A 21740-nucleotide genomic window follows, 5' to 3' on the forward strand; every position below is an offset into this window, starting at 1 on the left:
AGGGGAATGCTACCTCTTCCCCTCCGCCGGATTCCGCGTCAGTTGCGGTTCGGGTTGTTGGGGCGCGCGTCCAGGCGGTTCGGCACGCCGTCGCCGTCGCTGTCGCCGCGGGCCCAGCCGCCCCGCTCGCGCACCCAGCCGCCGTTGCGTTCCACCCAGCGGTCGGAGCGATAGTGGTGGCCGCGGCGCGAGCGCACCCAGTGGCCGGGCCGCCAGACGTAGCGGCGCCCGTTCCAGTCCCAGAAGCCTTCGGCCCAGACGAAGCCGCGGCGTGGCGGCGGCACCCGCTCCCCGCGTGGCGGCGGCGGGGCAATCCGCACGACGACCTGCGCTTGCGCCGGCACCAGCCAGGCCCCGAGCGACAGGGTGACCAGGCCACCCAGGAATGCTCTCTTGTCCATGTCGACTCCGATCATCGCCGCCTCGCGGGCGGCTGCAGCGGAGCTTGGCGCCGCCTGCGCGCAGCCCCCGTAGGACGGCGCCCCAGCAAGGCAAGCCGCGTGTAAAGGATGTTCAGGCGGGCCGGTAGCGGCCGGGCCGGTGGTTGTAGACCAGCGCCAGGTTCAGCGCCACCACCGCCAGGATCGACAGCGCCAGCTTGCGCGCATCCCCCACGGTCCAGGCGCCGCCCAGCACGATCAGCGCGTCCATCGCCATCTGCGTCTTGCCCGCGGGCCAGCCGAAGCGGTCCTGCAGGCGCAGCACGAGGATGTTCAGGCCACCCGTGCTGGCGCCGTGGCGGAAGATGATCAGGATGCCCGCCCCGCACAGCAGCCCGCCCAGCACGGCGGCCAGCGCGCCGTCGATCTGCTGCAGCGTGAGCGCGTGCGGCAGCCACCACGTCAGCAGCGACAGCAGGCTCACCGCGACGGCGGTGCGCAAGGTGAAGCCACGGCCCATGCGCGTCCACGCCAGCAGGTAGAACGGCAGGTTCACGAGGAACAGGACCGCACCGAGGTCCAGGCCCGTCGCGTAATGCAGCAGCAGCGCCACGCCGACGATGCCGCCCGGCACCAGGCCGGCGCACTTCATCAGGAAGATGCCCAGGGCGACGAACAGGGTGCCGGTCACCAGGCCCTGCACGTCGTCCTGCAGGCGGCGCCAGTCGGCGGCGGAAAAGCGGGGGAGAGCCATACCCGGGCGACGATACGGCGGCCGCGCCGCAGGGGGATTGACGCACGTCATCGAGAGCTGCGGCACAATCGCCCCACCATGCCCGGTTTCGCCCTCTTCATCGGAGACCACCTCGCCCGCAGCGTGCGCGGGGTGCCGGGCGCGCCTCCTGCCTGACGACGCCCCCTCGCCGGCCCTCGCCGGTCCTCTTCACCGTCGTCTTCACTTTCCGCAGGAGTTTCCATGGCTGATCTGTTCGACAACCCCATGGGGCTGATGGGCTTCGAGTTCGTCGAGTTCGCCTCCCCCGTGCCCAACCAGCTTGAGTCGCTGTTCGAGAAGATGGGATTCACCCTGGTCGCCAGGCACCGTTCCAAGGACGTGCTGCTGTACCGCCAGGGCGAGATCAACTTCATCGTCAACCGCGAGCCGCGCAGCCTCGCCCACTACTTCGCCGCCGAACACGGGCCCTCCGCCTGCGGCCTCGCCTTCCGCGTGCGCGACGCGCACAAGGCCTACTTCCGCGCGCTCGAACTCGGCGCCCAGCCGATCGAGATCCCGACCGGCCCGATGGAACTGCGCCTGCCGGCGATCAAGGGCATCGGCGGCGCGCCGCTGTACCTGATCGACCGCTACGAGGACGGCAAGTCGATCTACGACATCGACTTCGAATTCGTCGAGGGGGTCGATCGCCATCCCCAGGGCGTGGGCCTGAAGCTGCTCGACCACCTGACCCACAACGTCTACCGCGGGCGCATGGCGTTCTGGGGCGGCTTCTACGAGAAGCTGTTCAACTTCCGCGAGATCCGCTACTTCGACATCCAGGGCGAGTACACCGGCCTGACCTCCAAGGCGATGACGGCGCCCGACGGCCGCATCCGCATCCCGCTGAACGAGGAATCCTCCCGGGGCTCCGGCCAGATCGAGGAGTTCCTGATGAAGTTCAACGGCGAAGGCATCCAGCACGTGGCGCTGCTCACCGATAACCTGCTGGAAACGGTGGACCGGCTGCAGATGAACGGCATCCCGCTGATGACGGCGCCCAACGACGTCTACTACGAGATGCTGCAGGAGCGCCTGCCCGGGCACGGGCAGGACGTGCCGCAGCTGCAGGCGCGCGGCATCCTGCTCGATGGGTCCACCGAGGGCGGGAAGAAACGGCTGCTGCTGCAGATCTTTTCCGAAACGCTGCTGGGCCCGGTGTTCTTCGAGTTCATCCAGCGCCAGGGCGACGAGGGCTTCGGCGAGGGCAACTTCAAGGCGCTGTTCGAGTCGCTGGAACGCGACCAGATCCGGCGTGGCGCGCTCGCGGTCGCCGCGCCCTGAGCGCCCTTGCGCGGTACGCGGCAGTCCGCGGATCGTGTCCCGTTGCAACGAAGGAATGGCCATGAAGGCCTGCCTCGTGATCGGTGCCTCGGGCACCGTCGGGCAAGACGATCCGCTACCGGCAGATCACGCCGGACCAGATGAACCAGGCGCTGCTGGGGCGGGCCCTGCCGCCGGCGCAGCCCCGAGTGGGCGCGCGCCGAGGCAGGCAGGACGGCGGCGCTAGCGCGGCCTCCGCGCCGCCTTGGCCGTCAGGCGGACTTGGCGGACGATTTTCCCGTCGCCGGTCCTACAGGGCCACTGCGCAGCCGCACCCACCATGCTCCCCACAGCGCAGAACTTCAGTCTTCATCCCGTGGCCTGCAGATGCGCTCTACGTTCTGGGAGAACAGTGATGAAAGCCGTTGTCTTCTGCGCCGCCGCGATGGCCGCCGCGTTTGCCGCCGCCCCCTCTTTTGCCCAGGAACTCGTCGCCCGCCAGGGTGACGACTCCGTGCGCCTGTCCGAAGCCGCCTGCAGCAGCGAACTCGTGCTGAGCCGCATCGAGCCCGGTGCCGCCGGCGAATACAAGGCCGCCTCGGCCGTGTTCCAGGGCCAGCGCTTCACCGCCTGCTGGCGGATGATGGGCAACGTGGCCCACCTGGTCTACGAAGACGGCGACCAGGGCATCATCCCCGTGGCGGAACTCAAGCCCGACCTGACCGCTTAAGCCAAACGCTGATCCGCCGCAGCTGCCCGCTCGTAGCGCCGGGCAGCCCGGCCTGCGCGTGTCATGCACAATCCCGGGCACCGCCCGGCACTCCATGACACGCGTCCTGATCATCGACGACGATCCCACCACGTCCACCACGCTGGCCGCCGTGGTGCGGCGCCAGGGTTGGGAACACCACATCTGCGGCGACCTCGCTTCGGCGTGGAAGGTGCTGCGCAGCACCCCGTTCGATTGCGTCCTGCTCGACCTCGGCCTGCCCGATGGCGACGGCACGGACCTGCTGCAGAAGCTGCGCCGTTCGCAGGCCGGCGAACTGCCCGACGCCAAGACGCCCGTGCTCGTGATCTCGGCGCGCTCGCAGCTGCGTTCGCGCCTCTCGGCGCTGGACCTCGGTGCCGACGGCTACGTCATCAAGCCCGTGCACCTCGAGGAAGTGGCGGCGGTGGTGCGGGCGCTCCTGCGCCGGCGCACCACCCTGTCCGCCGGGCAGATCATGCACAAGGACCTGGTGCTGGACCCCAACAGCCGCTTCGTGCAGCGCGCCGGACAGGCCGTCGAATTGACCGAGCAGGAATTCGCCGTGCTGCTGGCCCTGCTGGAAGACCGGCCGCGGGCGCTGAGCCGCGCCGAGATCCTCGAACGCACGGGCAACCGCGTGGGCGACGGGGGCGCGGTCGAAGTCCACGTGCACCACCTGCGCAAGAAGCTGGGCGACGAGCTGATCCAGACGGTGCGCGGCGTCGGCTACCGGATCCCCACGGACGGCGCGGCTTGAGCGGCGCGGACGTCCTCCTGTCCGTGCTGGCGATCAGCACGGGTGCGTCCATCGGCGCGCTCCTGCGCTGGCTGCTGGGCCTGCAGCTGAACCACGTCCTGCCTGCGCTGCCGCTGGGGACGCTCGCCGCCAACCTCCTCGGCGGCTATGCGATCGGCCTGGTCCTCGGCTGGCTGGGGCAGCACCCGGAATGGCCGCCGCAGGTGCGGCTCTTCCTCGTCACCGGGCTGCTGGGGGGGCTCACCACCTTCTCGACCTACTCCGCCGAGGTCGTGAACCACCTCGTGCAAGGCCGCCACGGCTGGGCGGTGCTGATAGCAGCCACTCACCTCGCGGGCTCGCTCCTGCTCACGACGCTGGGGCTGGCCACGGTGGGCGCCCTCGATTGAGGGTTTTCCCGTTAGGGAAACATCTGCTGCCAGGCCGACACTTTCTCTTACAGCCGCCAGCTCAAGCGTGGACCACACTGGGTCCATGGCAAGTAATGCACTTGACGTCGTCCGCAAGGTGTTCAGTGGGCACAAGCGCCGGAGCGCGGGCAAGCTCGCGCCGCGGGCGGACCTGATCTTCCGCCTGCGCGCGTGGCCGCGTTTGCCGGAGAACGGCCGCACCGCGGAGGTCTACCGCATGCTGTCGGTCATGAGCAGCCAGCCGGTCAACCGGCAGTGGCTCCTCGGCCGCTTCGAGCTCGGGCCCCGGCAGCTCGACGCCCTGCTGCACCAGCTGGTGGCGCAGGGCTCCGTGGAAGTGATCGACCCCGCGCGCTTCGCACGGGGCTGAGCGCTCAGGGCGTCGCGGGCGCGTCCGGGCGATCCGCCAGCCGGTCGGCCAGGCGCTGGATGTTCGACAGCGACACGAGGTGCGCCGTGACCAGGTGCAGCTCGCCGCTGCGGAACATGGCCAGCGCCACGGCATCCGGCAGCTCCAGCAGCTTCTTCTCGTCCACCACCAGCAGGCCGTTGAGGTTGAAGGTGCGGCCGTCGCGCAGGTTGGCCCGCGCGCCGGTTTCCTTCAGCAGGCCGTTGTCCTCCAGCCGCTTGCAGAACGCCTCGGTGCGCGCGTATTCGCGCTGGTACTGCGTGAGGAACTCCAGCGTCTGCTTGAGGAAGGGCGTCTCCTGCCCCTTCTCGTCGAACAGCGCCTCGCCCTGCGTGTCGCTCAGGCCGGGATAGGCCTCGTCGATGCACACCGCCAGTGCCTCGCCCGGCACTTCCGCCAGCACGAACGGGTAGCGGCGCAGGAACGCCGGCAGGTAGCGCGCCGCCCAGCGGTCCTGCGCGTCGACGAACAGGTTCTCCTGGTTGCGCAGCCCCAGCACCGCCACCGGCACGGTCTTGCCGTTGGGCGAGCGCGTGAAGACGATCGGGTACTCCTTGCAGGCCTCGTTGAATTCGGCCGCCGCGAGATACAGCGAATTGGACTTGCGCGCGAAGCCGAACCCGCCGGTCGGCTGCACGCGGCGGTTGCGGTGCTTCTCGCGATCCAGCAGCACCGGCTTCTCGTAGAACATCTGTTGCGCCATCGAAGAACTCCTCTCCTCACAAGATTCAACGTTCCGCTTCCGCGGCCTGCGGCACGGCTTGCGCCAGCACCTTGTCGATGCGCCGGCCGTCGAGGTCCACCACCTCGAACACCCAGTCGCCGCAATCGATCCTCTCGCCCGGCCGGGGCAGGTGCCCCGACAGCGACATCAGCAGGCCCGCCAGCGTGTTGTAGCGACCCTTGTCCTCTTCCGGCAGGCCGCGGATGTCCAGCCGCGCCTTGAGCTCGGAGACGGGCATCAGGCCGTCCAGCAGCCACGATCCGTCGTCGCGCCGCGTCGCCCAGGCCTCGGTGTCTCCCGCCGGCTGCAGTTCGCCCGTGATCGCCTCCAGCAGGTCGTGCGGCGTGATGAGGCCCTGCACGACGCCGTATTCGTCCACCACGAAGACGATGCGGGCGGCCTGCATGCGGAACTGCTCCAGCAGCTCCATGCCGCTGAGCGTTTCCGGCACGAACAGCGCAGGCAGCGCGTGCGGCTCCACCGGGCCCTCGTGCGCCGGGCCCAGCGAGATCAGGCGCGAGACGCTGATCACGCCCAGCACGTCGTCGAGCGAGCCGCGGCACACGGGATACCAGGAGTGCGCCTCGCCTTCGCCGGCGCGCCGCAAGGCATCGCGCACGCTGGTGGCGGCATCGAGCCAGACCACGTCGGAGCGCGGCACCATCATCGAGGTGAGCGGGCGGTCGTCGAGGTGGAACACGTTGCGCACCATCTGGTGCTCGTGCTGCTCGATCACGCCGGCGTCGACGCCCTCCTCCAGGCTGTGGGCGATCTCCTCCTCGGTCATGCCGCGTTGGCGCGTCGTGTCGATCGCCAGCAGCTTCAGGATCGCCTGGGTGGAGGCCGCCAGCAGTTTCACGAACGGCGAGGCCGCCTTCGACAGCCAGCGCATGGGGCGGGCGGCGAAGCGCGACACCGCCTCCGGATGCAGCTGGCCGATGCGCTTGGGCACCAGCTCGCCGAACACGATGTTGATGTAGGTGATGAGGGTCACGACGATCGCCGTGGCCGTGACGCCCGAAGGCTTGGCCGGAAAGCCATGCCCGCGCAGCCAGCCCGCGAGCTCGTCGCTGAACGCCGCCTCCCCCACGATGCCCGTGATCACGCTGATGGACGTGATGCCGACCTGCACGGTGGACAGGAAGCGCGTCGGCTGGTCCATCAGCTTGAGCGCGGCCTGGGCGCCGCGGTCGCCCGCCTCCGCCATGGCCCCGAGCCGCGCCTTGCGGCTCGACGCCAGCGCCATCTCGGACATGGCGAACAGGCCGTTCAGCAGGGTCAGGAACGCGATCAGCAGGAAATCCATGAATCAGGACAGAATGGGATGCGTTGCACTTTACTGCAAGGACCGGGCGGCCCGCCGCGCCGGGCCGCACCGACGGATGCTCCAAGACCCGAGACGACAAGCCCTGGACGATGTGCTGCGGGCCGACCTGCATGTCCATCCCCTCCCCTCGCAGCTGCCGCTGCTGGCCCACTACACCTCCATCCTGACGCTGGAGCGCATCGCGCAGACGGGCGAGATCTGGTTCTCCAACCCGCTGTACATGAACGACGTGGACGAGTTGCGCTACGGCATGAACCTCGGGCTGCACGCCGTGCGCAGCCACGCCGGCCTGCGCGAAGCCTGCCCGCCGGCGCACTACAACGCGCTGCTGGACGCCTTCGACGCGCTCTACGCCGCCTTTGACAGCGATTCGGCCTTCGACGTCTACGTCTTCAGCTGCTCGGAGCACGACGACGAGATCGGCGACGACGGCCTGCTGTCGATGTGGCGCGGCTACGGCGGCGACGGCAACGGCGTGGCGATCGTGTTCGACCTGTCCGCGCTGATGACCGACGATTCGCCGCTGCTGGTGCGCCAGGTGCAGTACCTCTCGTACGAGCAGAGCGAAGCCTGGATGGACCGCAAGCTGCAGGCGTTCGCCGAGGCCCTGCAGCGCGAAGGCGGCCCGGTCGAGGCCCTGCAGCCGGCGGCCGACGCGCTGTTCGAGCGGATCAAGCTGTTCGCGCTGTTCACCAAGCACCGGGGCTTCCACGAGGAGCGCGAGTGGCGCCTGGTCTACCTGCGCGAGCAGGACCGCCAGGGCGTGCTCACGCAGCAGCTGCACTACGCGATCGGCCCGCGCGGCATCGAGCCGCGGCTGCGCTTCACCACCGACGTGATCGGCGGGCCGGGCCACGGCCCGAGCCTGCGGGAGATGGTGCGGCGGATCATCCTCGGCCCGGTGCTGGCCACGCCGCTGGCGCTGCGCTCGGTGGAGCGCATGCTGGAGATCTACCAGCCCGCGTGGGCCGCTCGCGTGGCGCGTTCCAGCACGCCCTACCGCTCGCAAAGGGTGCCCGCATGGCCCATTACCTGATCGGCGACATCCAGGGCTGCGATGCGCCGCTCGCGCGGCTGCTGGCGAAGATCGGCTTCTCGCCCAGCCGCGACACGATCTACGTGCTGGGGGACCTGGTGAACCGCGGCCCGTCGTCGGCGTCGGTGCTGCGGCGGCTGATGGCCTGCGGCGACGCCGCGCGCTGCCTCCTGGGCAACCACGACCTGAGCCTGCTCGCCGTGGCCTGGGGCCACCGCGCGCCGCACCGCAACGACACGATGGACGGCATCCTGCAGGCGAGCGACCGTGCCGCCCTGCTCGATTGGCTGCGGCACCGCTCCATGGCGATCCATGCGCATGGCGTGCTCATGGTGCATGGCGGCGTGCTGCCGCAGTGGGACCTGGCGCAGACGCTGGCACTGGCCAACGAGATGGAAACGGTGCTGCGCGGGCCCGACCTGACGGACTTCCTGGCGCAGATGTGGGGCAACCAGCCGGACCACTGGGAGGACGGCCTGCAGGGCGCGGAGCGCCTGCGGGTGATCGTCAACGCGCTCACGCGCCTGCGTTTCTGCACGCCCCGGGGCGTGATGGACCTGAAGGCCTCGGGGCGCCTGGACCAGGCGCCGCCGGGCATGCTGGCCTGGTTCGACGTGCCGGGACGGCGCAGCGCGGATTGCTGCATCGCCTTCGGCCACTGGTCGACGCTCGGCTACCTGCGGCGGCCCGACATCATCGCGCTGGACACCGGGTGCGTGTGGGGCGGCTGCCTGAGCGCGCTGCGCCTCGACGAAAGCGGCGCGGGCGCGCACGAGCTCATTCAGGAGCAGTGCGAACAGGCGCAGGCGCCGGGGGAGTGACTATTCGGACTTGAACAGCGCCGCCACCTTGCGCTTGGGCTTGATGTTGGCGGAGACGCGGTTGCCCGCGGGCTTGGCGCTGGCCTCCCAGGCGGGGGCTTCCTCGCGCTGCGGCGGCTGGTAGGGCTGGTCGAAGAAGGGATCGGAGGCCTGCTGGCGCGATTCGCGCCGGCGCTCCTCCTGGCGCTCGCGCCGCTCCTCGTCGTCGCCCTGCTCCCGCCAGGCGCGGCGGCCGTCGTTGATGCGGCCGCGCGGGCGGTCTTCCTCGTATTCCAGCGGCTCGATCTCCAGCTTGCGCTTGAGGAGCCGCTCGACGTCCGCCACCAGGCGCGTGTCGCTGTGCCCGACCAGCGTCACGGCCAGGCCGGAGGCGCCGGCACGGCCGGTGCGGCCGATGCGGTGGATGTAGTCCTCGGGGTTGAACGGCACGTCGTAGTTGAAGACCGCCGGCACGTCCTTGATGTCCAGCCCGCGCGCGGCCACGTCGGTGGCAACCAGCAGGTCGACCTCGCCGCGCTTGAAGGCGTCCAGTGCCTTCAGCCGCTCGTCCTGGCTCTTGTCGCCGTGCATGGCGACGGCCTTGAGGCCATCGCGCTCCAGCGAGCGCGCCAGGCGCGCGCAACCGAGCTTGCTGTTGACGAACACGAAGGCCTGCGTGATCCCGCGCTGGCGCACGATCTGGCGCAGGGCCCGGCGCTTGTCGTCTTCCGGCACGCTGTAGAAATGCTGTTCGACCGTGGTCGCGGTGCTGTTCGGCTTCGAGACCTCGATCGTCACCGGGTCCTGCAGGTAGCTGTTGGCCAGCCGCTTGATCTCGGGCGAGAAGGTGGCGGAGAACAGCAGCGTCGTGCGCTGCTTGGGCAGGTACGACAGGATGCGCTGCAGGTCCGGCAGGAAGCCGATGTCCAGCATGCGGTCGGCCTCGTCGAGCACCACGTACTCGACCTGGTTCAGCACCGCGTTCTTGGCTTCGATGTGATCGAGCAGGCGGCCCGGGGTGGCGACCAGCACTTCGACGCCGCGCTTGAGTTCGGCGGTCTGGGGCTTCATGTCCATGCCGCCGAACACCACCGCGCTGCGCACGTTGGTGTACTTGGCATAGAGCTTGACCTGCTGGGCCACCTGGTCCGCCAGTTCGCGCGTGGGCAGCAGCACCAGCGCCCGCACCGGGTGCCGGGCGGGCGAGGTGGAGGCGTTCTCGTGCTTGAGCAGGCGCTGCAGCAGCGGCAGGGCGAAGGCGGCGGTCTTGCCGGTGCCGGTCTGGGCGGCGCCCATGACGTCGCGGCCGGTCAGGACCACGGGGATCGCCTGCGCCTGGATGGGCGTCATGCTCTCGTAGCCCATCTCGGCGACGGCGCGCGCGAGCGGCTCGGCCAGGTTCAGTTTGGAGAATGCGGATTCGGACATCAACCGGCTATTGTCTCATTTCCGCCAAACGGCGTCCGGCTGAGCTTTACAGGCTCCTGGTGTTGAAGGTATCGCAGGCCTTGACGCTGCCGTTCTGCAGGCCGTTGGAGAACCAGCGCTGGCGCTGCGCGCTCGTGCCGTGGGTGAAGCTTTCCGGCACCACCGCGCGGCCGGCGGACTGCTGCAGCGCGTCGTCGCCGATCTTCTGGGCCGCGTTCATCGCTTCCTCGATGTCGCCCTGCTCCAGGATGTTGCGCGCCTTCTGCGCGTGGTTGGCCCAGACGCCGGCGAAACAGTCCGCCTGCAGTTCCAGCCGCACGCTCAGGGCATTGGCCTCGGCCGGCGAGGCACGCGAGCGCGCCTGCTCCACCTTCTCGCTGATGCCCAGCTCCTGCTGCACATGGTGGCCCACCTCGTGGGCGATCACGTAGGCCTGCGCGAAGTCGCCCGGGGCGCCGAGGCGGTTCTTCATCGTTTCGTAGAAGCTCAGGTCGATATAGACCTTCTGGTCGGCGGGGCAGTAGAACGGGCCCATCGCCGCCTGGCCCGCGCCGCACGCGGTGCGCACCGCGCCGCGGAACAGCACCAGCTTCGGGTCGTGGTAGGTCGCGCCGCCCTGCTTGAACAGGTCGGTCCAGACGTCCTCGGTATCGGCCAGCACCGTGGACACGAACTTGGCCATCGGGTCGTTCGCCGGCGGCGCGGCCGCGGGAGCCGTCTGCGCCGGCGGGGCGCCCCCGCCGGTCATCATGCTCAGGAGCGTCAGCGGATTGACGCCCAGCAGCGCGCCGCCCACGAGGGCGATCACGATGGTGCCGATGCCGATCGCCCCGCCGCCGAGGCCGAAGCCGCCGCCCCCGCCTCCGGCGCGCATGTCCTCGACGTTCGATGATTCGCGGTTACCTTCCCAACGCATGTCGGTCTCCGTCCTGTAGAGTGAATGCATGCTACCTACAGGAAACGCGGCCGCACGTAGTCCGTTGTCCGTATTGGTGACCGGCTTCGATCCCTTCGGCGGGAGCGCGGTCAACCCCAGCTGGCAGGCGGTCCATGCCTTGCACGGCCGCGAGATCGCCGGCCACCGCGTGATCGGCGCCGAGTTGCCGACGGTCTTCGGCGCCTCGATCCGCCGGCTGGAGGAGCTGATGCGCGAGCATCGCCCGCGGCTGGTGGTCTGCACCGGCCAGGCCGGCGGCCGCGGAGCGATCTCGCTGGAACGCGTGGCCATCAACGTCAACGACGCGCGCATCGCCGACAATGCCGGCGCCAGGCCCATCGACACGCCCATCGTCGCCGACGGGCCGGCGGCGTACTTCACCACGCTGCCGATCAAGGCCATGCTGCAGGCACTGCTGGATGCGGGCGTGCGCGCCGAGGTCTCGCAGACCGCGGGCACCTTCGTCTGCAACCACACTTTTTACGGATTGATGCACCTGCTGGCCCGACCGGACTGGCAGGGCGTGCGCGGCGGGCTCGTGCACGTGCCCTGGCTGCCGGAACAGGGCCAGCCGTCGATGCGGGTGGACGAGATCGTGCGCGGGCTGCAGCTCGCCATCGCCTGCGCGCTCGCCACGCGCCACGACATCCGCAAGGAAGCCGGCGCGCTGAACTGAGGAGCCGCGAGAGGCCCCGCGCCAGCAGGTCAGCAGCACGGCCCGTAAAATGGAGCAGTGCCCATCCTGAACGCCGACCTGCATTGCCACTCCGTGGTTTCCGACGGCACCCTCACGCCGGAGGAACTGGCAGCCCGGGCAGCAGCCAACGGCGTCGAGCTCTGGTCCCTGACCGACCACGACGAGATCGGCGGCCAGCATCGCGCCGCCGCCGCGGCCCGCGCGCACGGCATGAAGTACCTCACCGGCACCGAGATCTCCGTCACCTTCGCCGGCGAGACGGTCCACATCGTCGGCCTGGGCTTCGATCCCGACGACGAAGGCATGCACCGCGGGCTGGAGCAGACGCGGGGCGGCCGCGGCGCCCGCGCTCTGGAGATCGCCGCCGGCCTGGCCGCGGCGGGCATTCCCGGCACCTACGAGGGCGCACTCAAGTACGTGGGCAACCCGGCCCTGATCTCGCGCACCCACTTCGCCCGCTACCTGGTCGAAACCGGCAGGTGCAAGGACACGAGCGAGGTGTTCCGCCGTTTCCTCACCGAGGGCAAGCCCGGCTTCGTGCCGCACCGGTGGGCCGGCCTGAAGGACGCCGTGCGCTGGATCCGCGATGCCGGCGGCGTCGCGGTGATCGCCCATCCGGCGCGCTACAAGTTCACCGCCAACGAGGAATTCGCCCTCTTCACCGAATTCAAGGCGCACGGCGGCACCGCGGTCGAAGTGGTGACCGGCAGCCACACCACGGCCGAATACGCGAAGTACGCCGACACGGCGCGCGAATTCGGCCTCGCCGCCTCGCGCGGCAGCGACTTCCACAGCCCCGGCGAAAGCCACACCGACCTCGGCCAGCTGCCCCTCCTGCCCGATCAGCTCACGCCGGTCTGGGACCTGCTGGCGGATCGCATCCAGTGAGCCGCGCCGCCGCGGCGCTGGCGCTGCGCCGGCCCCACGCACTGGCCGGCATCGCGATGACGGTCGGCGCCTGCGCCTGCTTCGCCGCCCTCGACACCACCACCAAGTGGGTGAGTACGGCGGTGCCGCTGCTGATGGCGCTGTGGTTCCGCTATTTCTTCCAGGCGGTGGCGACGACGGCGATCGTGGTGCCCACGCGCGGCCGCACCGTCTGGCGCACCCGGCGCCTGGCCTGGCAGCTGGTGCGCGGCGTGCTGTTGCTGGCCAGCAGCCTGCTGGCCTTCCTGAGCCTGCGCTACATGCCGGTGGGCGAATTCACGGCGATCGTGATGATCACGCCGCTGGCCGTCACCCTGCTGGCGGCCACCGTGCTGAAGGAGCACGTCTCGCCCCTGCGCTGGCTGCTGGTGGTGGGCGGCTTCGCCGGCACGCTGATCATCATCCGGCCGGGCGCCAGCCACTTCGGCTGGACCAGCCTGCTGCCGCTGGCGCTGGTCGGCTCCAATTCGGCGTTCCAGGTGCTCACGAGCAAGCTGGCGCGGACCGAGGACCCGGTGACCATGCATCTCTACACGGGCTGGACGGGCACCCTGCTGTCTTCGCTCGCCCTGCCCTTCGCGTGGACCGCGCTGCCGGACCTGCGGCTGTGGGCGGGCCTGTGCTTCATGGGACTCACGGCCACGGTGGGTCACTTCATCCTGATCCTGGCCTTCTACCGCGCGCCGGCGGCGACGCTCACGCCCTACCTGTACACGCAGATCGCCTTCGCCGTGCTGGGCGGCCTGCTGGTTTTCTCGCATGTCCCCGATCACCTGTCGCTCACGGGGATGGGCATGATCGCGGTCTGCGGCGCCGCCGGCGCCTGGCTGACCGCCCGCGAGCGGCGCGCCGCAGCCACCTGACGCCATGGCCCAATATTTCGAGTTGCATCCGGAGAACCCGCAGCCGCGCCTGTTGAAGCAGGCCGTGGCGATCCTCAACGCCGGCGGCGTGATCGCGGTGCCCACGGACTCCAGCTACGCCATCGCCTGCCACCTGGACGACAAGTCGGCCGCCGACCGCCTGCGCCAGATCCGCCGCGTCGACGAGAAGCACCACCTGACGATGCTGTGCCGCGATCTCAGCGAGCTGTCCAACTACGCGCGCGTCGACAACAAGCAGTACCGGCTGCTCAAGTCCATCACGCCCGGCGCGTACACCTTCATCCTCGACGCCACGCGCGAGGTGCCGCGCCGCGTGAGCCATCCCCAGCGCAAGACCATCGGCATCCGCGTGCCGGACCACAAGGTGCTGCAGGACCTGCTGGAAGCCCACGGCGCGCCGCTGCTGGCAACCACGCTGTTCGCGCCGCAGGACACCGACCCGATGAACGAGCCCGAGGAAATCCGCCGCCGCTTCGAGAAGCAGCTCGATGCGGTGATCGGCTCCGGCCCCTGCCCCGACCAGCCGACGACGGTGGTGGACCTCACGCCGATGCAGACCGGCGGCGACGCGATCCTGGTGCGCCAGGGCCGCGGCGACCCCGCGCCGCTGGGCCTCTGAGGCCGTCTGAGCCCGTCTGAGACAATGGGGCGTGGACCCCAATACGATCCAGACCATCCTGATCTACGCCCTCCCGGTGCTCTTCGCGATCACCGTGCACGAGGCCGCGCACGGCTACGTCGCCCGCCATTTCGGCGACAACACCGCCTACATGATGGGACGCGTCACGCTCAATCCCCTCAAGCACATCGACCCGATCGGCACGATCCTGATGCCGCTGATGCTCTATTTCGCGACCTCCGGCGCCTTCCTCTTCGGCTACGCCAAGCCGGTGCCGGTGAACTTCGGCCAGCTGCGCCACCCCAAGCGCGACAGCGTCTGGGTGGCGCTGGCCGGGCCCGCGTCCAACTTCATCCAGGCGATCCTCTGGGCCCTGGCGTTCACCCTGCTGGTGGCGGCGGGGGTGAACGAGCGTTTCTTCCTGTCCATGGCCAAGGCCGGCGTGCTGGTGAACCTGGTGATGTGGGCGTTCAACCTGTTCCCGCTGCCGCCGCTGGATGGCGGCCGCGTGCTGGTCGGCGTGCTGCCGCCGCGCCAGGCCTATGCCCTGAGCCGCATCGAGCCCTGGGGCTTCTTCATCGTCATGGGCCTGGTGCTGGCGGGAGTGGTCAGCACCTTCTGGCTGCGCCCGCTGATCGGCGCCGGCTACTGGTTCCTCGACGTCCTGCTCTCCCCGCTGACCTCCCTGCTTCGTTGACCGCATGCGCGAAACCGTCCGCTACCTCACCGGCATCACCACCACCGGCACGCCGCACCTGGGCAACTACGTGGGCGCGATCCGCCCCGCGGTGCAGGCGAGCCGCCGCCCCGGGACCGAGAACTTCTATTTCCTGGCCGACTACCACGCGCTGATCAAGTGCGACGAGCCGGCGCGCATCCAGCGCTCCACGCTGGAGATCGCGGCCTGCTGGCTGGCCGCGGGGCTGGACCCGGAACAGGTGTTCTTCTACCGGCAATCGGACATCCCCGAGGTGACCGAGCTGACCTGGCTGCTCACCTGCGTCACGGGCAAGGGCGTGCTCAATCGGGCCCATGCCTACAAGGCGCAGGTCGACAAGAACACCGCCGCCGGCGTGGACGTGGATGCCGACGTCACGATGGGCCTGTTCATGTACCCGGTGCTGATGGCCGCCGACATCCTGATGTTCAAGGCGCACCGCATCCCGGTCGGGCGCGACCAGGTGCAGCACATCGAGATGGCGCGCGACATGGCGCAGAGCTTCAACCACCTCTATGGCGAGCACCTCGTGCTGCCGGAGGCGCAGGTCGACGAATCGGTGGCCCTGCTGCCCGGCCTGGACGGCCGGAAAATGAGCAAGAGCTACGACAACGTGATCGGCCTGTTCGGCCCGCGCGAGCAGGTGCGCAAACAGATCTTCTCCATCGTGACCGACTCGCGCGCGCCGGGCGAACCCAAGGAGGCGGAGGGCTCGGCGCTGTTCCAGATCTTCCAGGCCTTCGCCTCGCCCGAGGAAACGCGCACGCTGCGCGAGGCCTATGCCGCCGGCATCGCCTGGTCGGACGCCAAGCAGCTCCTGTTCGAGCGCATCGACCGCGAGATCGCGCCGATGCGCGCGAAGTACGAACACCTGGTGAGCCATCCGCAGGAACTGGAGGACGTGCTGCAGGCCGGCGCCGCCAAGGCGCGCGGCCGCGCCGCGCCGCTGGTGCGCGAGCTGCGCGCCGCCGTCGGCCTGCGCAACCTGGCCTCGGCGGCCACCGGCGCGAAGAAGGACAAGGGCCGGGCGAGCCTGCCCGCCTTCAAGCAGTACCGGGAGGCGGACGGCCTGTTCTATTTCAAGTTCGTCGATGCCCAGGGCCGGCTGCTGCTGCAAAGCGCCGGCTTCGCCTCGCCCAGGGAGGCGGGGCAGTTCATCGCGGCGCTCAAGGCCTCCCGGGCCCTGCCGCAGGACGGCAAGGCGGCGTGCGCCGAGGGGGTGTCGCCGCAGCAGGTGGCGGCCGCGCTCAGGGAGCTGGCCGAGTCCGCAAACCAGGGGGCCGGGAGTTAGCCCCCACCGCGAAGCGTTATGCTTGAAAGAGTCGCAGGAATGACCTTGAATCCCACCATGAACGTTTATGTGGTCGACGACCACCCCCTGATGCGCGAAGCCGTCGTGATGCTGCTGCGCCGGATGCGTCCGGGCGCCAACGTCGTCGAACTCGATCGCATCGGCGGCATCGAGGCCGCCGTCAAGCAGCACGGCGCGCCCGACCTGATCACGCTGGACCTGAAGCTGCCGGACACCACCGGCACCTCGGGCGTCCACGAACTCAAGAAGCTGTTCCCGGAGACCCCGCTGGCGGTGCTCTCCGCCTCGCCCTCCAGCGACGCCGAAGAGGCCTGCATCGAGGCCGGCGCGGACATCTACATCGAGAAGTCCTCGGGCGCGCAGGAGATCGGCAACGCGCTGCGCGCGCTGCTGTCGGCCGACGGCCAGTTCGAGGAGCTGGCGCCGACGGACAACAAGCTGTCCAAGCGCCAGAAGCAGCTGATCGTGATGCTCGATCGCGGCCTGTCCAACCGCGAGATCGCCGACGAACTGGGGATCAGCGAGCACACCGTGAAGGTGCACCTGTGGCGGCTGTTCCGGCGCCTGGGCGTCAAGAGCCGCACCCAGACCATCCACTACGCCCGCACGCACGGCCTGCTCGCGAGCTGATCCCCGCCCCGGGCTTCACGGCCCGGTGGTTTCCTCGCGCTCCGGGAACAGGTGCGCCATCGTGGAGACGGCGCGCTCGCCCGCCTCCCGCGGGTCGGTGGGCTGCAGCAGCAGCCGGAACACCGTGCCGCGGCCCATGCGCGATTGCAGCGTGAGCGGGTGGCCCAGGATGTGGGTCAGCCGCGCCACGATGTACAGCCCCAGCCCGAAGCCCTCCTCGGTGCCGGTGTGGCCCGGCACCTTGTAGAACTCCCGGAAGATCTCCCGCTGGTAGGCCGCGGGGATGCCGACGCCGGTGTCCCAGATCTCGATGCGCAGCCCCGCGGCGGTGCAGCGCGAGGCCACCAGCACGCCGCCCTTCTGCGTGTACTTCACCGCGTTGGAGATCAGGTTGCCCACGATGCGCTGCAGCAGGATCGGGTCCGAGCGCACGGTGCCGGGGCACAGGTGCACGCGGAAGGCCAGGCCCTTGGCCTCGCACAGCGGCCGGTACTGCAGCTCCAGGTTGCGCAATAGCTTGCCCAGGTCCACCGCCTCCACGTTCAGGCGGATCTTGCCGGAGTCGAGCCGCGCCAGGTCGAACAGCGAGTCGAACAGGTGGTTGACGGCCTTGGTCGCGGCCACGATCTTGGGCGCCAGCTCGTTGACCAGTTCGGGCTCGCCGCGCAGCCAGTCGGCATACAGGCCCAGGGCGTGCACCGGCTGCCGGATGTCGTGGGCGGCGCTGGCCAGGAAGCGGTTCTTGATCTCCACGGCGTCCAGGGCCGCCTGCGTCTGGCGCGTCAGGGACTCGATCAGCTGCATGTTGCGGTACTGCAGCTCGAAGTTGCGCCGCAGCGTCTCGTGCAGCCGCTCGCCGGCGTGGCGCAGCACCTGCCAGAAGATCAGGAGCAGCAGGCCCACCCACCAGTGGTACACCGGGCCCTGCAGCTGCAGTTCCACCAGCATGCGCCAGGCCATCACCGCCAGCGCCGTGCCGGCGAGGATGTCCAGGTAGGCGCGCATCACGCCGATGCGCGCCGACAGGCTGTTGATCGAGAACATCGCCAGGCCCGCCATGATCAGCCAGCAGATGTACTGGTCCCCGAGCGGCGAGCGGTCGAAATAGAGCTCGGTGGTGAGGCCCCAGACCAGCGCGGAGACCGGCCAGACCCACCGGTTGCGGCGGAAGAAGGCCAAGTGCGCCTCGGTCGGCTGCGCCATGACCTTGGTGCGGTACTGGTGGATCACCCACAGCCGCCAGACGGCCACCGCACCCCAGACCACCACCCACGCGGCCAGGCGCTCCGGCTCGTTGTCGTCCGACAGGATGCCCACGACGATCGCCACCAGCAGCAGGGCGAGCCACTGGGTGCTGCGCTGGGTGCGCATCAGGCTGCGAACCAGTTCGCCTTCGACCCAATCGTGTTCGGCGGATGGGGGTGGCGCGGGCAGCGTCTCCGATTTCATTTCACCAGTCTAGAACATCGCCCGTTCGTGCCTTCCGATGCAGCGCGCGATGGCGAAGGAGCGCACCGACATAGCTAGAGGCATCGTCCTACAAGAGTCGCTCCGCAATGCGCACAGACTCTGCCGTTGCGTTGGCCTGACGCCCTCCAAGCCGGCAACGCAACTCCCCTGGACAGCGGGCGAGCCCCCCGCGTTCGAACCAACCTAGACGAGGACCCCATGGAACAAACCGTCCACGATTCCGACAACCTCAAGCCCGCGCCCAAGAAGTCGCTGCGCGGTTTCGCCGCGATGGATCCGCAGCGCCAGCGCGAGATCGCCAGCTTGGGCGGCCGCGCCGCGCACCAGAGCGGCCACGCGCACGAATTCACCAGCGAGGAAGCGCGCGCCGCCGGCAAGAAGCGCCATGCCCGCGCCAGCGACGGCGTCAGCGAAGCTCCCCGCGCCTGATCCCCCGGGGGCGTAGGACCACGCGCAGGCCGCCAGGGGCCGCGGGCCGACAGGCCCCTCCTGGCGCCGCTCCTACGATGGCTTGCATGCCATCCACGCAGGACGCGGGGTCTTTGCCCTCCACTCTCCCTCCCCCCTTTCCGCCGGCCGAAGCCACCGCCTCGCCGGCGCAGCAGCTTGCGCTGGCCAGCCGCGCCCTGTGGGTCGCGACGCTGTCGCTCATGACGGCGTACATGCAGAACGCGGCGCCGGCGCACCGCCTGCTGCTCGCCCGCCGCATCGCCCGCAACTTCGACACCCTGGCCCGCCAGGAGTGCTTTGCCGCCGGCTGCCGCGCGAGCTTCGAGCGACTCGCGCGCCGCTGGCAAGTGCGCGCTGACCAACTGGCGCCGGAAGCAGCCGCACCGCGCCGCGGCCTGATCGCGAGCTTCTTCTGATCGCGTCGCCGGCCTGAACGTTCGCGCCGCTGTCGACGGCTGCCTACAGGACCGGCGGCGCGCGTCCGACACCCTGCGGCCGGGCTCCTTCGCACACTGCGCTGAAACATCCGCACATACTTTTCCAATGGCAGATACCAAGGGCATGGCGAAGACTTCCACGCGCTCGTTGTGGAAGGGGGCCATCACTTTCGGCCTGGTGCACATCCCGATCGGCCTGTACTCCGCGACGGAGGAGACCGACGTCGACTTCGACTGGCTGGACCGCCGCACGCTCGACCCGGTGGGCTACAAGCGCATCAACAAGCGCACCGGCAAGGAAATCGACATGGCGGACGTGGTCAAGGGGGTGCAAACCGACAAGGGCCATTACGTCGTGGTGTCGCCGGAGGAAATCGCCGAGGCCTATCCCCGCACCACCCAGACCATCGAGATCGCCGCCTTCGTCGACGTGAACGAGGTGCCCTTCGTCTACCTGGAAAAGCCTTATTACACGGCCCCCATCAACAAGGGCGACAAGGTCTATGCGCTGCTGCGCGAGGCCCTCAAGCAGACCGGCAAGGCGGCGCTCGCGCGGGTGGTGATCCGCAGCAAGCAGCACCTGGCCGTGGTGCTGCCCTGCGGGCCGGCGCTGGTTCTGAACCTGCTGCGCTGGGGCGGCGAGATCCGCTCCTGGGCCGACCTGAACCTGCCGCCCGAAGGCAAGGCGGCCGGCCTCAAGGACACCGAGCTGAAGATGGCCAGGCACCTGATCGAGGAGATGAGCGGCCACTGGCACGCCGACGAACTGCGCGACAACTTCCACGACGCGGTCATGAAGCTGGTGCATGCGAAGGCGAAGGCCGGCGAGACGACGACGGTGGAACCGCTGGAAGAGGCGCCGCAGGCGCAGGGCGCCGACGTGATCGACCTGACGGAGCTGCTGCGCCGCAGCCTCAAGGGCGGGGCCAGGCCGGCCCAGGCGCCGGCGCCGGCGGCCGCGAAGAAGGCTGCGGGCGCCTCCCGCACTTCCAGCCGCGAGCCGCAAAGGGAACGCGCCGTGGCTTCGGCCACGCCGCGCAAGCGCGCCACCAGGACGGCGGCGAAGAAGACCGCCGCCACGAAGACCCCCCGCGCCAGGCGCGCGGCCTAGACCGTACCCGATGGACTCCACCCTCTACCTGGCCCTCTGGCTGGTCGCCCTGCTGGTCGCGATCGGCATCCTCAGCTGGCTGCTGGCGCGCCACCAGGGACGCCACGACCTGCGCCGCCTGCAGGCGCAGCGCCTGCTGGAGGCCTTGCAGCGTTACTCCGACTGGGTCTGCGCGCAACGCCTGGCGGCCGTGTTCCAGGGCGAGCCGCCCGAAGCGGCCGAGGCCCTGGACGCCGCCTGCACCATCCGCATGGCCTGGTTCCCGGAGCTGGCCGGCGACATGGCCCAGCTCATGGGGGTGCACAACCGCATCATCCAGTTCCTGGGCACGCAGCAGGCCCTGTGGCTGCGCGACCCCGAGCACTGGCTGGAATCCGACCACGACAAGCGCTTCATGGCGCTGTGGCGGCAGCACCGCATCGCCCTGCAGGCACTGCTGGCACGGCTGGAAGAGGCCAGCAGCGTCACGATCCGGCCTGCCGCCGCTCGGCGCGAATCCACCTATGCATGAACCCCTTGCAGTCACAGCGGAGGACACCATGAGGCCCATCGGCACCCTCGGCGCACTGGCGGCCGGCGCTCTGGCCATGTACTACCTGGACCCGGAGCTGGGCGCCCAGCGCCGCCGCCTGCTGGCGGAACTGGTGCGCAGCGGCCTGCCGCACGAGCGGCGGCAGGCGCGCCAGCGCCTGCGCGCCTACCACCGCATCACGCAGGCCGACCCGCAAAGCGACGCCGAGCTGCGCGACCGCATCCAGGCCCGCCTGGACCGGCTCGTGAGCCACCCCGGCGCCATCGACGTCAGCGTGGCCGAGGGCGTGGTGCGCCTGGGCGGCCGGGTGCTCGCCAAGGAACGCGCAGGCCTGCTGGAGCAGGTGCAGCAGATGGCCGGCGTGCAGAAGCTGGTGAACGCCATGGCCTCGGTGGACGATCCGCAGGACCTGGGCCGGCGCGCCGCGCCGCGGCAGGCCGTCGCCGGGGAGCCCGCGGGCCCCGGCGATCCGCAGCCGGCCGCCTGAAGGGCGGCCCGCGCGAAACGGTTACGTGTCGCGGACAGCGTCGCCGCTACCATGTGGCCGCTCCCATCGCCATGAACCGCACCGCCCGCTTCATTGTCGTCGCCGCCCTGGTCAGCATCGTGCTGCTGGGGCTTTCCATGTACCTGCATTCCTGGGGCGGCGTCGTGCTGCTGGTGCTGGCCGCCGCCGCCGTGGCGTGGTACCGCGCGCAGGTCGCCGAAGGCGAGGCGGCCGAGCGCTTCTTCGGCGACATGGGCGAGGAAACGCGGCTCACCAATTTCCAGGCCGGGGGCGCCAGCGAGATGCCGCTGGACGCCACGGCGCCGGGTTCCGTCCGTCGCCCGGACGCCCAGGGACCAGGCTGAGTCGCCCGCGCCGGCAAGCGCTGGCGAGCCGCTCCGACCCGGGTTGCAGGACCGCGACTACACGCCGGCCGAGCTGGACCTCCTAAGTTGCAGGCAGTCCCTGA

At 69.9% G+C, this 21740-nt stretch carries 27 protein-coding genes; 20 read left to right on the forward strand and 7 right to left on the reverse strand.

Annotated features, from left to right (window positions below; all coding sequences use genetic code 11):
• Nucleotides 1-38: 38 nt before the first annotated feature.
• Together WG923_RS12250 and WG923_RS12255 are read right to left on the reverse strand one after the other, a co-directional pair.
• A complete protein-coding gene (locus WG923_RS12250; protein ID WP_340351242.1) occupies nucleotides 39-401 on the reverse strand; it encodes a YXWGXW repeat-containing protein in 363 nt (120 codons plus the stop codon).
• 112 nt (nucleotides 402-513) lie between these two features.
• The gene (locus WG923_RS12255) at nucleotides 514-1134 is read right to left on the reverse strand and encodes a YitT family protein (protein ID WP_340351243.1); all 621 of its coding nucleotides are present in this window, start codon (nucleotides 1132-1134) and stop codon (nucleotides 514-516) included.
• 222 nt (nucleotides 1135-1356) lie between these two features.
• On the opposite strand from WG923_RS12255, the gene hppD reads away from it, so the two are divergent.
• From hppD to WG923_RS12280, 5 genes are all read left to right on the forward strand, one after another.
• Nucleotides 1357-2439: a 4-hydroxyphenylpyruvate dioxygenase gene (gene hppD, locus WG923_RS12260; RefSeq protein ID WP_340351244.1), complete on the forward strand. Its 1083-nt coding sequence runs from the start codon at nucleotides 1357-1359 to the stop codon at nucleotides 2437-2439.
• A gap of 394 nt (nucleotides 2440-2833) precedes the next feature.
• Nucleotides 2834-3148 carry a hypothetical protein gene (locus WG923_RS12265; protein ID WP_340351245.1) on the forward strand — a complete coding sequence of 105 codons (315 nt, stop codon included), beginning with the start codon at nucleotides 2834-2836 and terminating at the stop codon, nucleotides 3146-3148.
• 94 nt (nucleotides 3149-3242) lie between these two features.
• Nucleotides 3243-3926 carry a response regulator transcription factor gene (locus WG923_RS12270; protein ID WP_340351246.1) on the forward strand — a complete coding sequence of 228 codons (684 nt, stop codon included), beginning with the start codon at nucleotides 3243-3245 and terminating at the stop codon, nucleotides 3924-3926.
• Nucleotides 3923-4315 (forward strand): fluoride efflux transporter CrcB, encoded by a 393-nt coding sequence (gene crcB, locus WG923_RS12275; protein WP_340351247.1) that lies wholly within the window; start codon nucleotides 3923-3925, stop codon nucleotides 4313-4315. The genes WG923_RS12270 and crcB overlap by 4 nt, the downstream gene beginning before the upstream one ends.
• 85 nt (nucleotides 4316-4400) lie before the next feature.
• Nucleotides 4401-4706 (forward strand): hypothetical protein, encoded by a 306-nt coding sequence (locus WG923_RS12280; protein WP_340351248.1) that lies wholly within the window; start codon nucleotides 4401-4403, stop codon nucleotides 4704-4706.
• A gap of 4 nt (nucleotides 4707-4710) precedes the next feature.
• Here the strand turns inward: WG923_RS12280 and WG923_RS12285 are convergent, their stop codons facing one another.
• Together WG923_RS12285 and WG923_RS12290 are read right to left on the reverse strand one after the other, a co-directional pair.
• Complete coding sequence (locus WG923_RS12285) at nucleotides 4711-5448, reverse strand: SapC family protein (RefSeq protein ID WP_340351249.1); 738 nt, start codon at nucleotides 5446-5448, stop codon at nucleotides 4711-4713.
• 25 nt (nucleotides 5449-5473) lie between these two features.
• Nucleotides 5474-6775, reverse strand: a complete 1302-nt coding sequence (locus WG923_RS12290; RefSeq protein ID WP_340351250.1) for a hemolysin family protein — start codon at nucleotides 6773-6775, stop codon at nucleotides 5474-5476.
• Between the two features lie 76 nt (nucleotides 6776-6851).
• Between WG923_RS12290 and WG923_RS12295 the strand changes: the two genes are divergently transcribed.
• Nucleotides 6852-7832: a DUF2971 domain-containing protein gene (locus WG923_RS12295; RefSeq protein WP_340351251.1), complete on the forward strand. Its 981-nt coding sequence runs from the start codon at nucleotides 6852-6854 to the stop codon at nucleotides 7830-7832.
• Nucleotides 7817-8653 carry a symmetrical bis(5'-nucleosyl)-tetraphosphatase gene (locus WG923_RS12300; protein ID WP_340351252.1) on the forward strand — a complete coding sequence of 279 codons (837 nt, stop codon included), beginning with the start codon at nucleotides 7817-7819 and terminating at the stop codon, nucleotides 8651-8653. Before WG923_RS12295 ends, WG923_RS12300 begins: the two co-directional genes overlap by 16 nt.
• Here WG923_RS12300 and WG923_RS12305 read toward each other — a convergent pair whose 3' ends face one another.
• Nucleotides 8654-10060, reverse strand: a complete 1407-nt coding sequence (locus WG923_RS12305) for a DEAD/DEAH box helicase (protein WP_340351253.1) — start codon at nucleotides 10058-10060, stop codon at nucleotides 8654-8656. It lies immediately after the preceding gene.
• 46 nt (nucleotides 10061-10106) lie between these two features.
• Entirely contained in the window at nucleotides 10107-10976 is an 870-nt protein-coding gene (ypfJ, locus tag WG923_RS12310; protein ID WP_340351254.1) for a KPN_02809 family neutral zinc metallopeptidase, read from the reverse strand.
• Between the two features lie 28 nt (nucleotides 10977-11004).
• Here ypfJ and pcp point away from each other — a divergent pair, with 28 nt between their 5' ends.
• From pcp to WG923_RS12345, 7 genes are read left to right on the forward strand one after another with little or no spacing between them, the layout of a single operon-like run.
• Entirely contained in the window at nucleotides 11005-11673 is a 669-nt protein-coding gene (gene pcp, locus WG923_RS12315) for a pyroglutamyl-peptidase I (RefSeq protein ID WP_340351255.1), read from the forward strand.
• 57 nt (nucleotides 11674-11730) lie between these two features.
• Nucleotides 11731-12582: a 3',5'-nucleoside bisphosphate phosphatase gene (locus tag WG923_RS12320; RefSeq protein WP_340351256.1), complete on the forward strand. Its 852-nt coding sequence runs from the start codon at nucleotides 11731-11733 to the stop codon at nucleotides 12580-12582.
• A 56-nt stretch (nucleotides 12583-12638) separates the two neighbouring features.
• Entirely contained in the window at nucleotides 12639-13484 is an 846-nt protein-coding gene (locus tag WG923_RS12325) for a DMT family transporter (RefSeq protein ID WP_340351336.1), read from the forward strand.
• Nucleotides 13485-13488: 4 nt separating this feature from the next.
• On the forward strand, nucleotides 13489-14124 hold the full coding sequence (locus WG923_RS12330) for an L-threonylcarbamoyladenylate synthase (RefSeq protein ID WP_340351257.1): 636 nt from the start codon (nucleotides 13489-13491) through the stop codon (nucleotides 14122-14124).
• A gap of 31 nt (nucleotides 14125-14155) precedes the next feature.
• Nucleotides 14156-14821 carry a site-2 protease family protein gene (locus tag WG923_RS12335; RefSeq protein ID WP_340351258.1) on the forward strand — a complete coding sequence of 222 codons (666 nt, stop codon included), beginning with the start codon at nucleotides 14156-14158 and terminating at the stop codon, nucleotides 14819-14821.
• A gap of 4 nt (nucleotides 14822-14825) precedes the next feature.
• Nucleotides 14826-16133, forward strand: a complete 1308-nt coding sequence (locus tag WG923_RS12340) for a tryptophan--tRNA ligase (protein ID WP_340351259.1) — start codon at nucleotides 14826-14828, stop codon at nucleotides 16131-16133.
• A gap of 57 nt (nucleotides 16134-16190) precedes the next feature.
• Complete coding sequence (locus WG923_RS12345; RefSeq protein ID WP_340351260.1) at nucleotides 16191-16784, forward strand: response regulator transcription factor; 594 nt, start codon at nucleotides 16191-16193, stop codon at nucleotides 16782-16784.
• A 15-nt stretch (nucleotides 16785-16799) separates the two neighbouring features.
• Here WG923_RS12345 and WG923_RS12350 read toward each other — a convergent pair whose 3' ends face one another.
• The gene (locus WG923_RS12350) at nucleotides 16800-18233 is read right to left on the reverse strand and encodes a sensor histidine kinase (RefSeq protein ID WP_340351261.1); all 1434 of its coding nucleotides are present in this window, start codon (nucleotides 18231-18233) and stop codon (nucleotides 16800-16802) included.
• Between the two features lie 219 nt (nucleotides 18234-18452).
• Between WG923_RS12350 and WG923_RS12355 the strand changes: the two genes are divergently transcribed.
• The 6 genes from WG923_RS12355 to WG923_RS12380 all read left to right on the forward strand — a co-directional run bounded on the left by WG923_RS12355 (nucleotide 18453) and on the right by WG923_RS12380 (nucleotide 21636).
• Nucleotides 18453-18683, forward strand: a complete 231-nt coding sequence (locus tag WG923_RS12355; protein WP_340351262.1) for a KGG domain-containing protein — start codon at nucleotides 18453-18455, stop codon at nucleotides 18681-18683.
• Between the two features lie 86 nt (nucleotides 18684-18769).
• Nucleotides 18770-19120, forward strand: coding sequence for a hypothetical protein (locus WG923_RS12360; protein ID WP_340351263.1), 351 nt, complete (start codon nucleotides 18770-18772; stop codon nucleotides 19118-19120).
• Between the two features lie 127 nt (nucleotides 19121-19247).
• Nucleotides 19248-20252, forward strand: a complete 1005-nt coding sequence (gene ku / locus WG923_RS12365; protein WP_340351264.1) for a non-homologous end joining protein Ku — start codon at nucleotides 19248-19250, stop codon at nucleotides 20250-20252.
• 10 nt (nucleotides 20253-20262) lie between these two features.
• Entirely contained in the window at nucleotides 20263-20763 is a 501-nt protein-coding gene (locus WG923_RS12370; protein WP_340351265.1) for a hypothetical protein, read from the forward strand.
• 28 nt (nucleotides 20764-20791) lie between these two features.
• The gene (locus WG923_RS12375; RefSeq protein ID WP_340351266.1) at nucleotides 20792-21271 is read left to right on the forward strand and encodes a BON domain-containing protein; all 480 of its coding nucleotides are present in this window, start codon (nucleotides 20792-20794) and stop codon (nucleotides 21269-21271) included.
• Nucleotides 21272-21342: 71 nt separating this feature from the next.
• Nucleotides 21343-21636 carry a hypothetical protein gene (locus tag WG923_RS12380; RefSeq protein WP_340351267.1) on the forward strand — a complete coding sequence of 98 codons (294 nt, stop codon included), beginning with the start codon at nucleotides 21343-21345 and terminating at the stop codon, nucleotides 21634-21636.
• The last annotated feature ends 104 nt before the right edge of the window (nucleotides 21637-21740 follow it).

The sequence above is a fragment of the Ramlibacter sp. AN1133 genome, from assembly GCF_037890035.1.
In the GTDB taxonomy this organism is placed as follows: Bacteria; Pseudomonadota; Gammaproteobacteria; order Burkholderiales; family Burkholderiaceae_C; genus Ramlibacter.

Excerpts from the sequence above, each read along its gene's own strand:
- WG923_RS12250 (WP_340351242.1), bottom strand. The coding sequence starts at position 401 with ATGGACAAGAGAGCATTCCTGGGTGGCCTGGTCACCCTGTCGCTCGGG.
- WG923_RS12255 (WP_340351243.1), bottom strand. The coding sequence starts at position 1,134 with ATGGCTCTCCCCCGCTTTTCCGCCGCCGACTGGCGCCGCCTGCAGGAC.
- hppD (WP_340351244.1), top strand. The coding sequence starts at position 1,357 with ATGGCTGATCTGTTCGACAACCCCATGGGGCTGATGGGCTTCGAGTTC.
- WG923_RS12265 (WP_340351245.1), top strand. The coding sequence starts at position 2,834 with ATGAAAGCCGTTGTCTTCTGCGCCGCCGCGATGGCCGCCGCGTTTGCC.
- WG923_RS12270 (WP_340351246.1), top strand. The coding sequence starts at position 3,243 with ATGACACGCGTCCTGATCATCGACGACGATCCCACCACGTCCACCACG.
- WG923_RS12280 (WP_340351248.1), top strand. The coding sequence starts at position 4,401 with ATGGCAAGTAATGCACTTGACGTCGTCCGCAAGGTGTTCAGTGGGCAC.
- WG923_RS12285 (WP_340351249.1), bottom strand. The coding sequence starts at position 5,448 with ATGGCGCAACAGATGTTCTACGAGAAGCCGGTGCTGCTGGATCGCGAG.
- WG923_RS12290 (WP_340351250.1), bottom strand. The coding sequence starts at position 6,775 with ATGGATTTCCTGCTGATCGCGTTCCTGACCCTGCTGAACGGCCTGTTC.
- WG923_RS12295 (WP_340351251.1), top strand. The coding sequence starts at position 6,852 with ATGCTCCAAGACCCGAGACGACAAGCCCTGGACGATGTGCTGCGGGCC.
- WG923_RS12300 (WP_340351252.1), top strand. The coding sequence starts at position 7,817 with ATGGCCCATTACCTGATCGGCGACATCCAGGGCTGCGATGCGCCGCTC.
- WG923_RS12305 (WP_340351253.1), bottom strand. The coding sequence starts at position 10,060 with ATGTCCGAATCCGCATTCTCCAAACTGAACCTGGCCGAGCCGCTCGCG.
- ypfJ (WP_340351254.1), bottom strand. The coding sequence starts at position 10,976 with ATGCGTTGGGAAGGTAACCGCGAATCATCGAACGTCGAGGACATGCGC.
- pcp (WP_340351255.1), top strand. The coding sequence starts at position 11,005 with ATGCTACCTACAGGAAACGCGGCCGCACGTAGTCCGTTGTCCGTATTG.
- WG923_RS12325 (WP_340351336.1), top strand. The coding sequence starts at position 12,639 with ATGACGGTCGGCGCCTGCGCCTGCTTCGCCGCCCTCGACACCACCACC.
- WG923_RS12330 (WP_340351257.1), top strand. The coding sequence starts at position 13,489 with ATGGCCCAATATTTCGAGTTGCATCCGGAGAACCCGCAGCCGCGCCTG.
- WG923_RS12340 (WP_340351259.1), top strand. The coding sequence starts at position 14,826 with ATGCGCGAAACCGTCCGCTACCTCACCGGCATCACCACCACCGGCACG.
- WG923_RS12345 (WP_340351260.1), top strand. The coding sequence starts at position 16,191 with ATGAACGTTTATGTGGTCGACGACCACCCCCTGATGCGCGAAGCCGTC.
- WG923_RS12350 (WP_340351261.1), bottom strand. The coding sequence starts at position 18,233 with ATGAAATCGGAGACGCTGCCCGCGCCACCCCCATCCGCCGAACACGAT.
- WG923_RS12355 (WP_340351262.1), top strand. The coding sequence starts at position 18,453 with ATGGAACAAACCGTCCACGATTCCGACAACCTCAAGCCCGCGCCCAAG.
- WG923_RS12360 (WP_340351263.1), top strand. The coding sequence starts at position 18,770 with ATGCCATCCACGCAGGACGCGGGGTCTTTGCCCTCCACTCTCCCTCCC.
- ku (WP_340351264.1), top strand. The coding sequence starts at position 19,248 with ATGGCAGATACCAAGGGCATGGCGAAGACTTCCACGCGCTCGTTGTGG.
- WG923_RS12370 (WP_340351265.1), top strand. The coding sequence starts at position 20,263 with ATGGACTCCACCCTCTACCTGGCCCTCTGGCTGGTCGCCCTGCTGGTC.
- WG923_RS12375 (WP_340351266.1), top strand. The coding sequence starts at position 20,792 with ATGAGGCCCATCGGCACCCTCGGCGCACTGGCGGCCGGCGCTCTGGCC.
- WG923_RS12380 (WP_340351267.1), top strand. The coding sequence starts at position 21,343 with ATGAACCGCACCGCCCGCTTCATTGTCGTCGCCGCCCTGGTCAGCATC.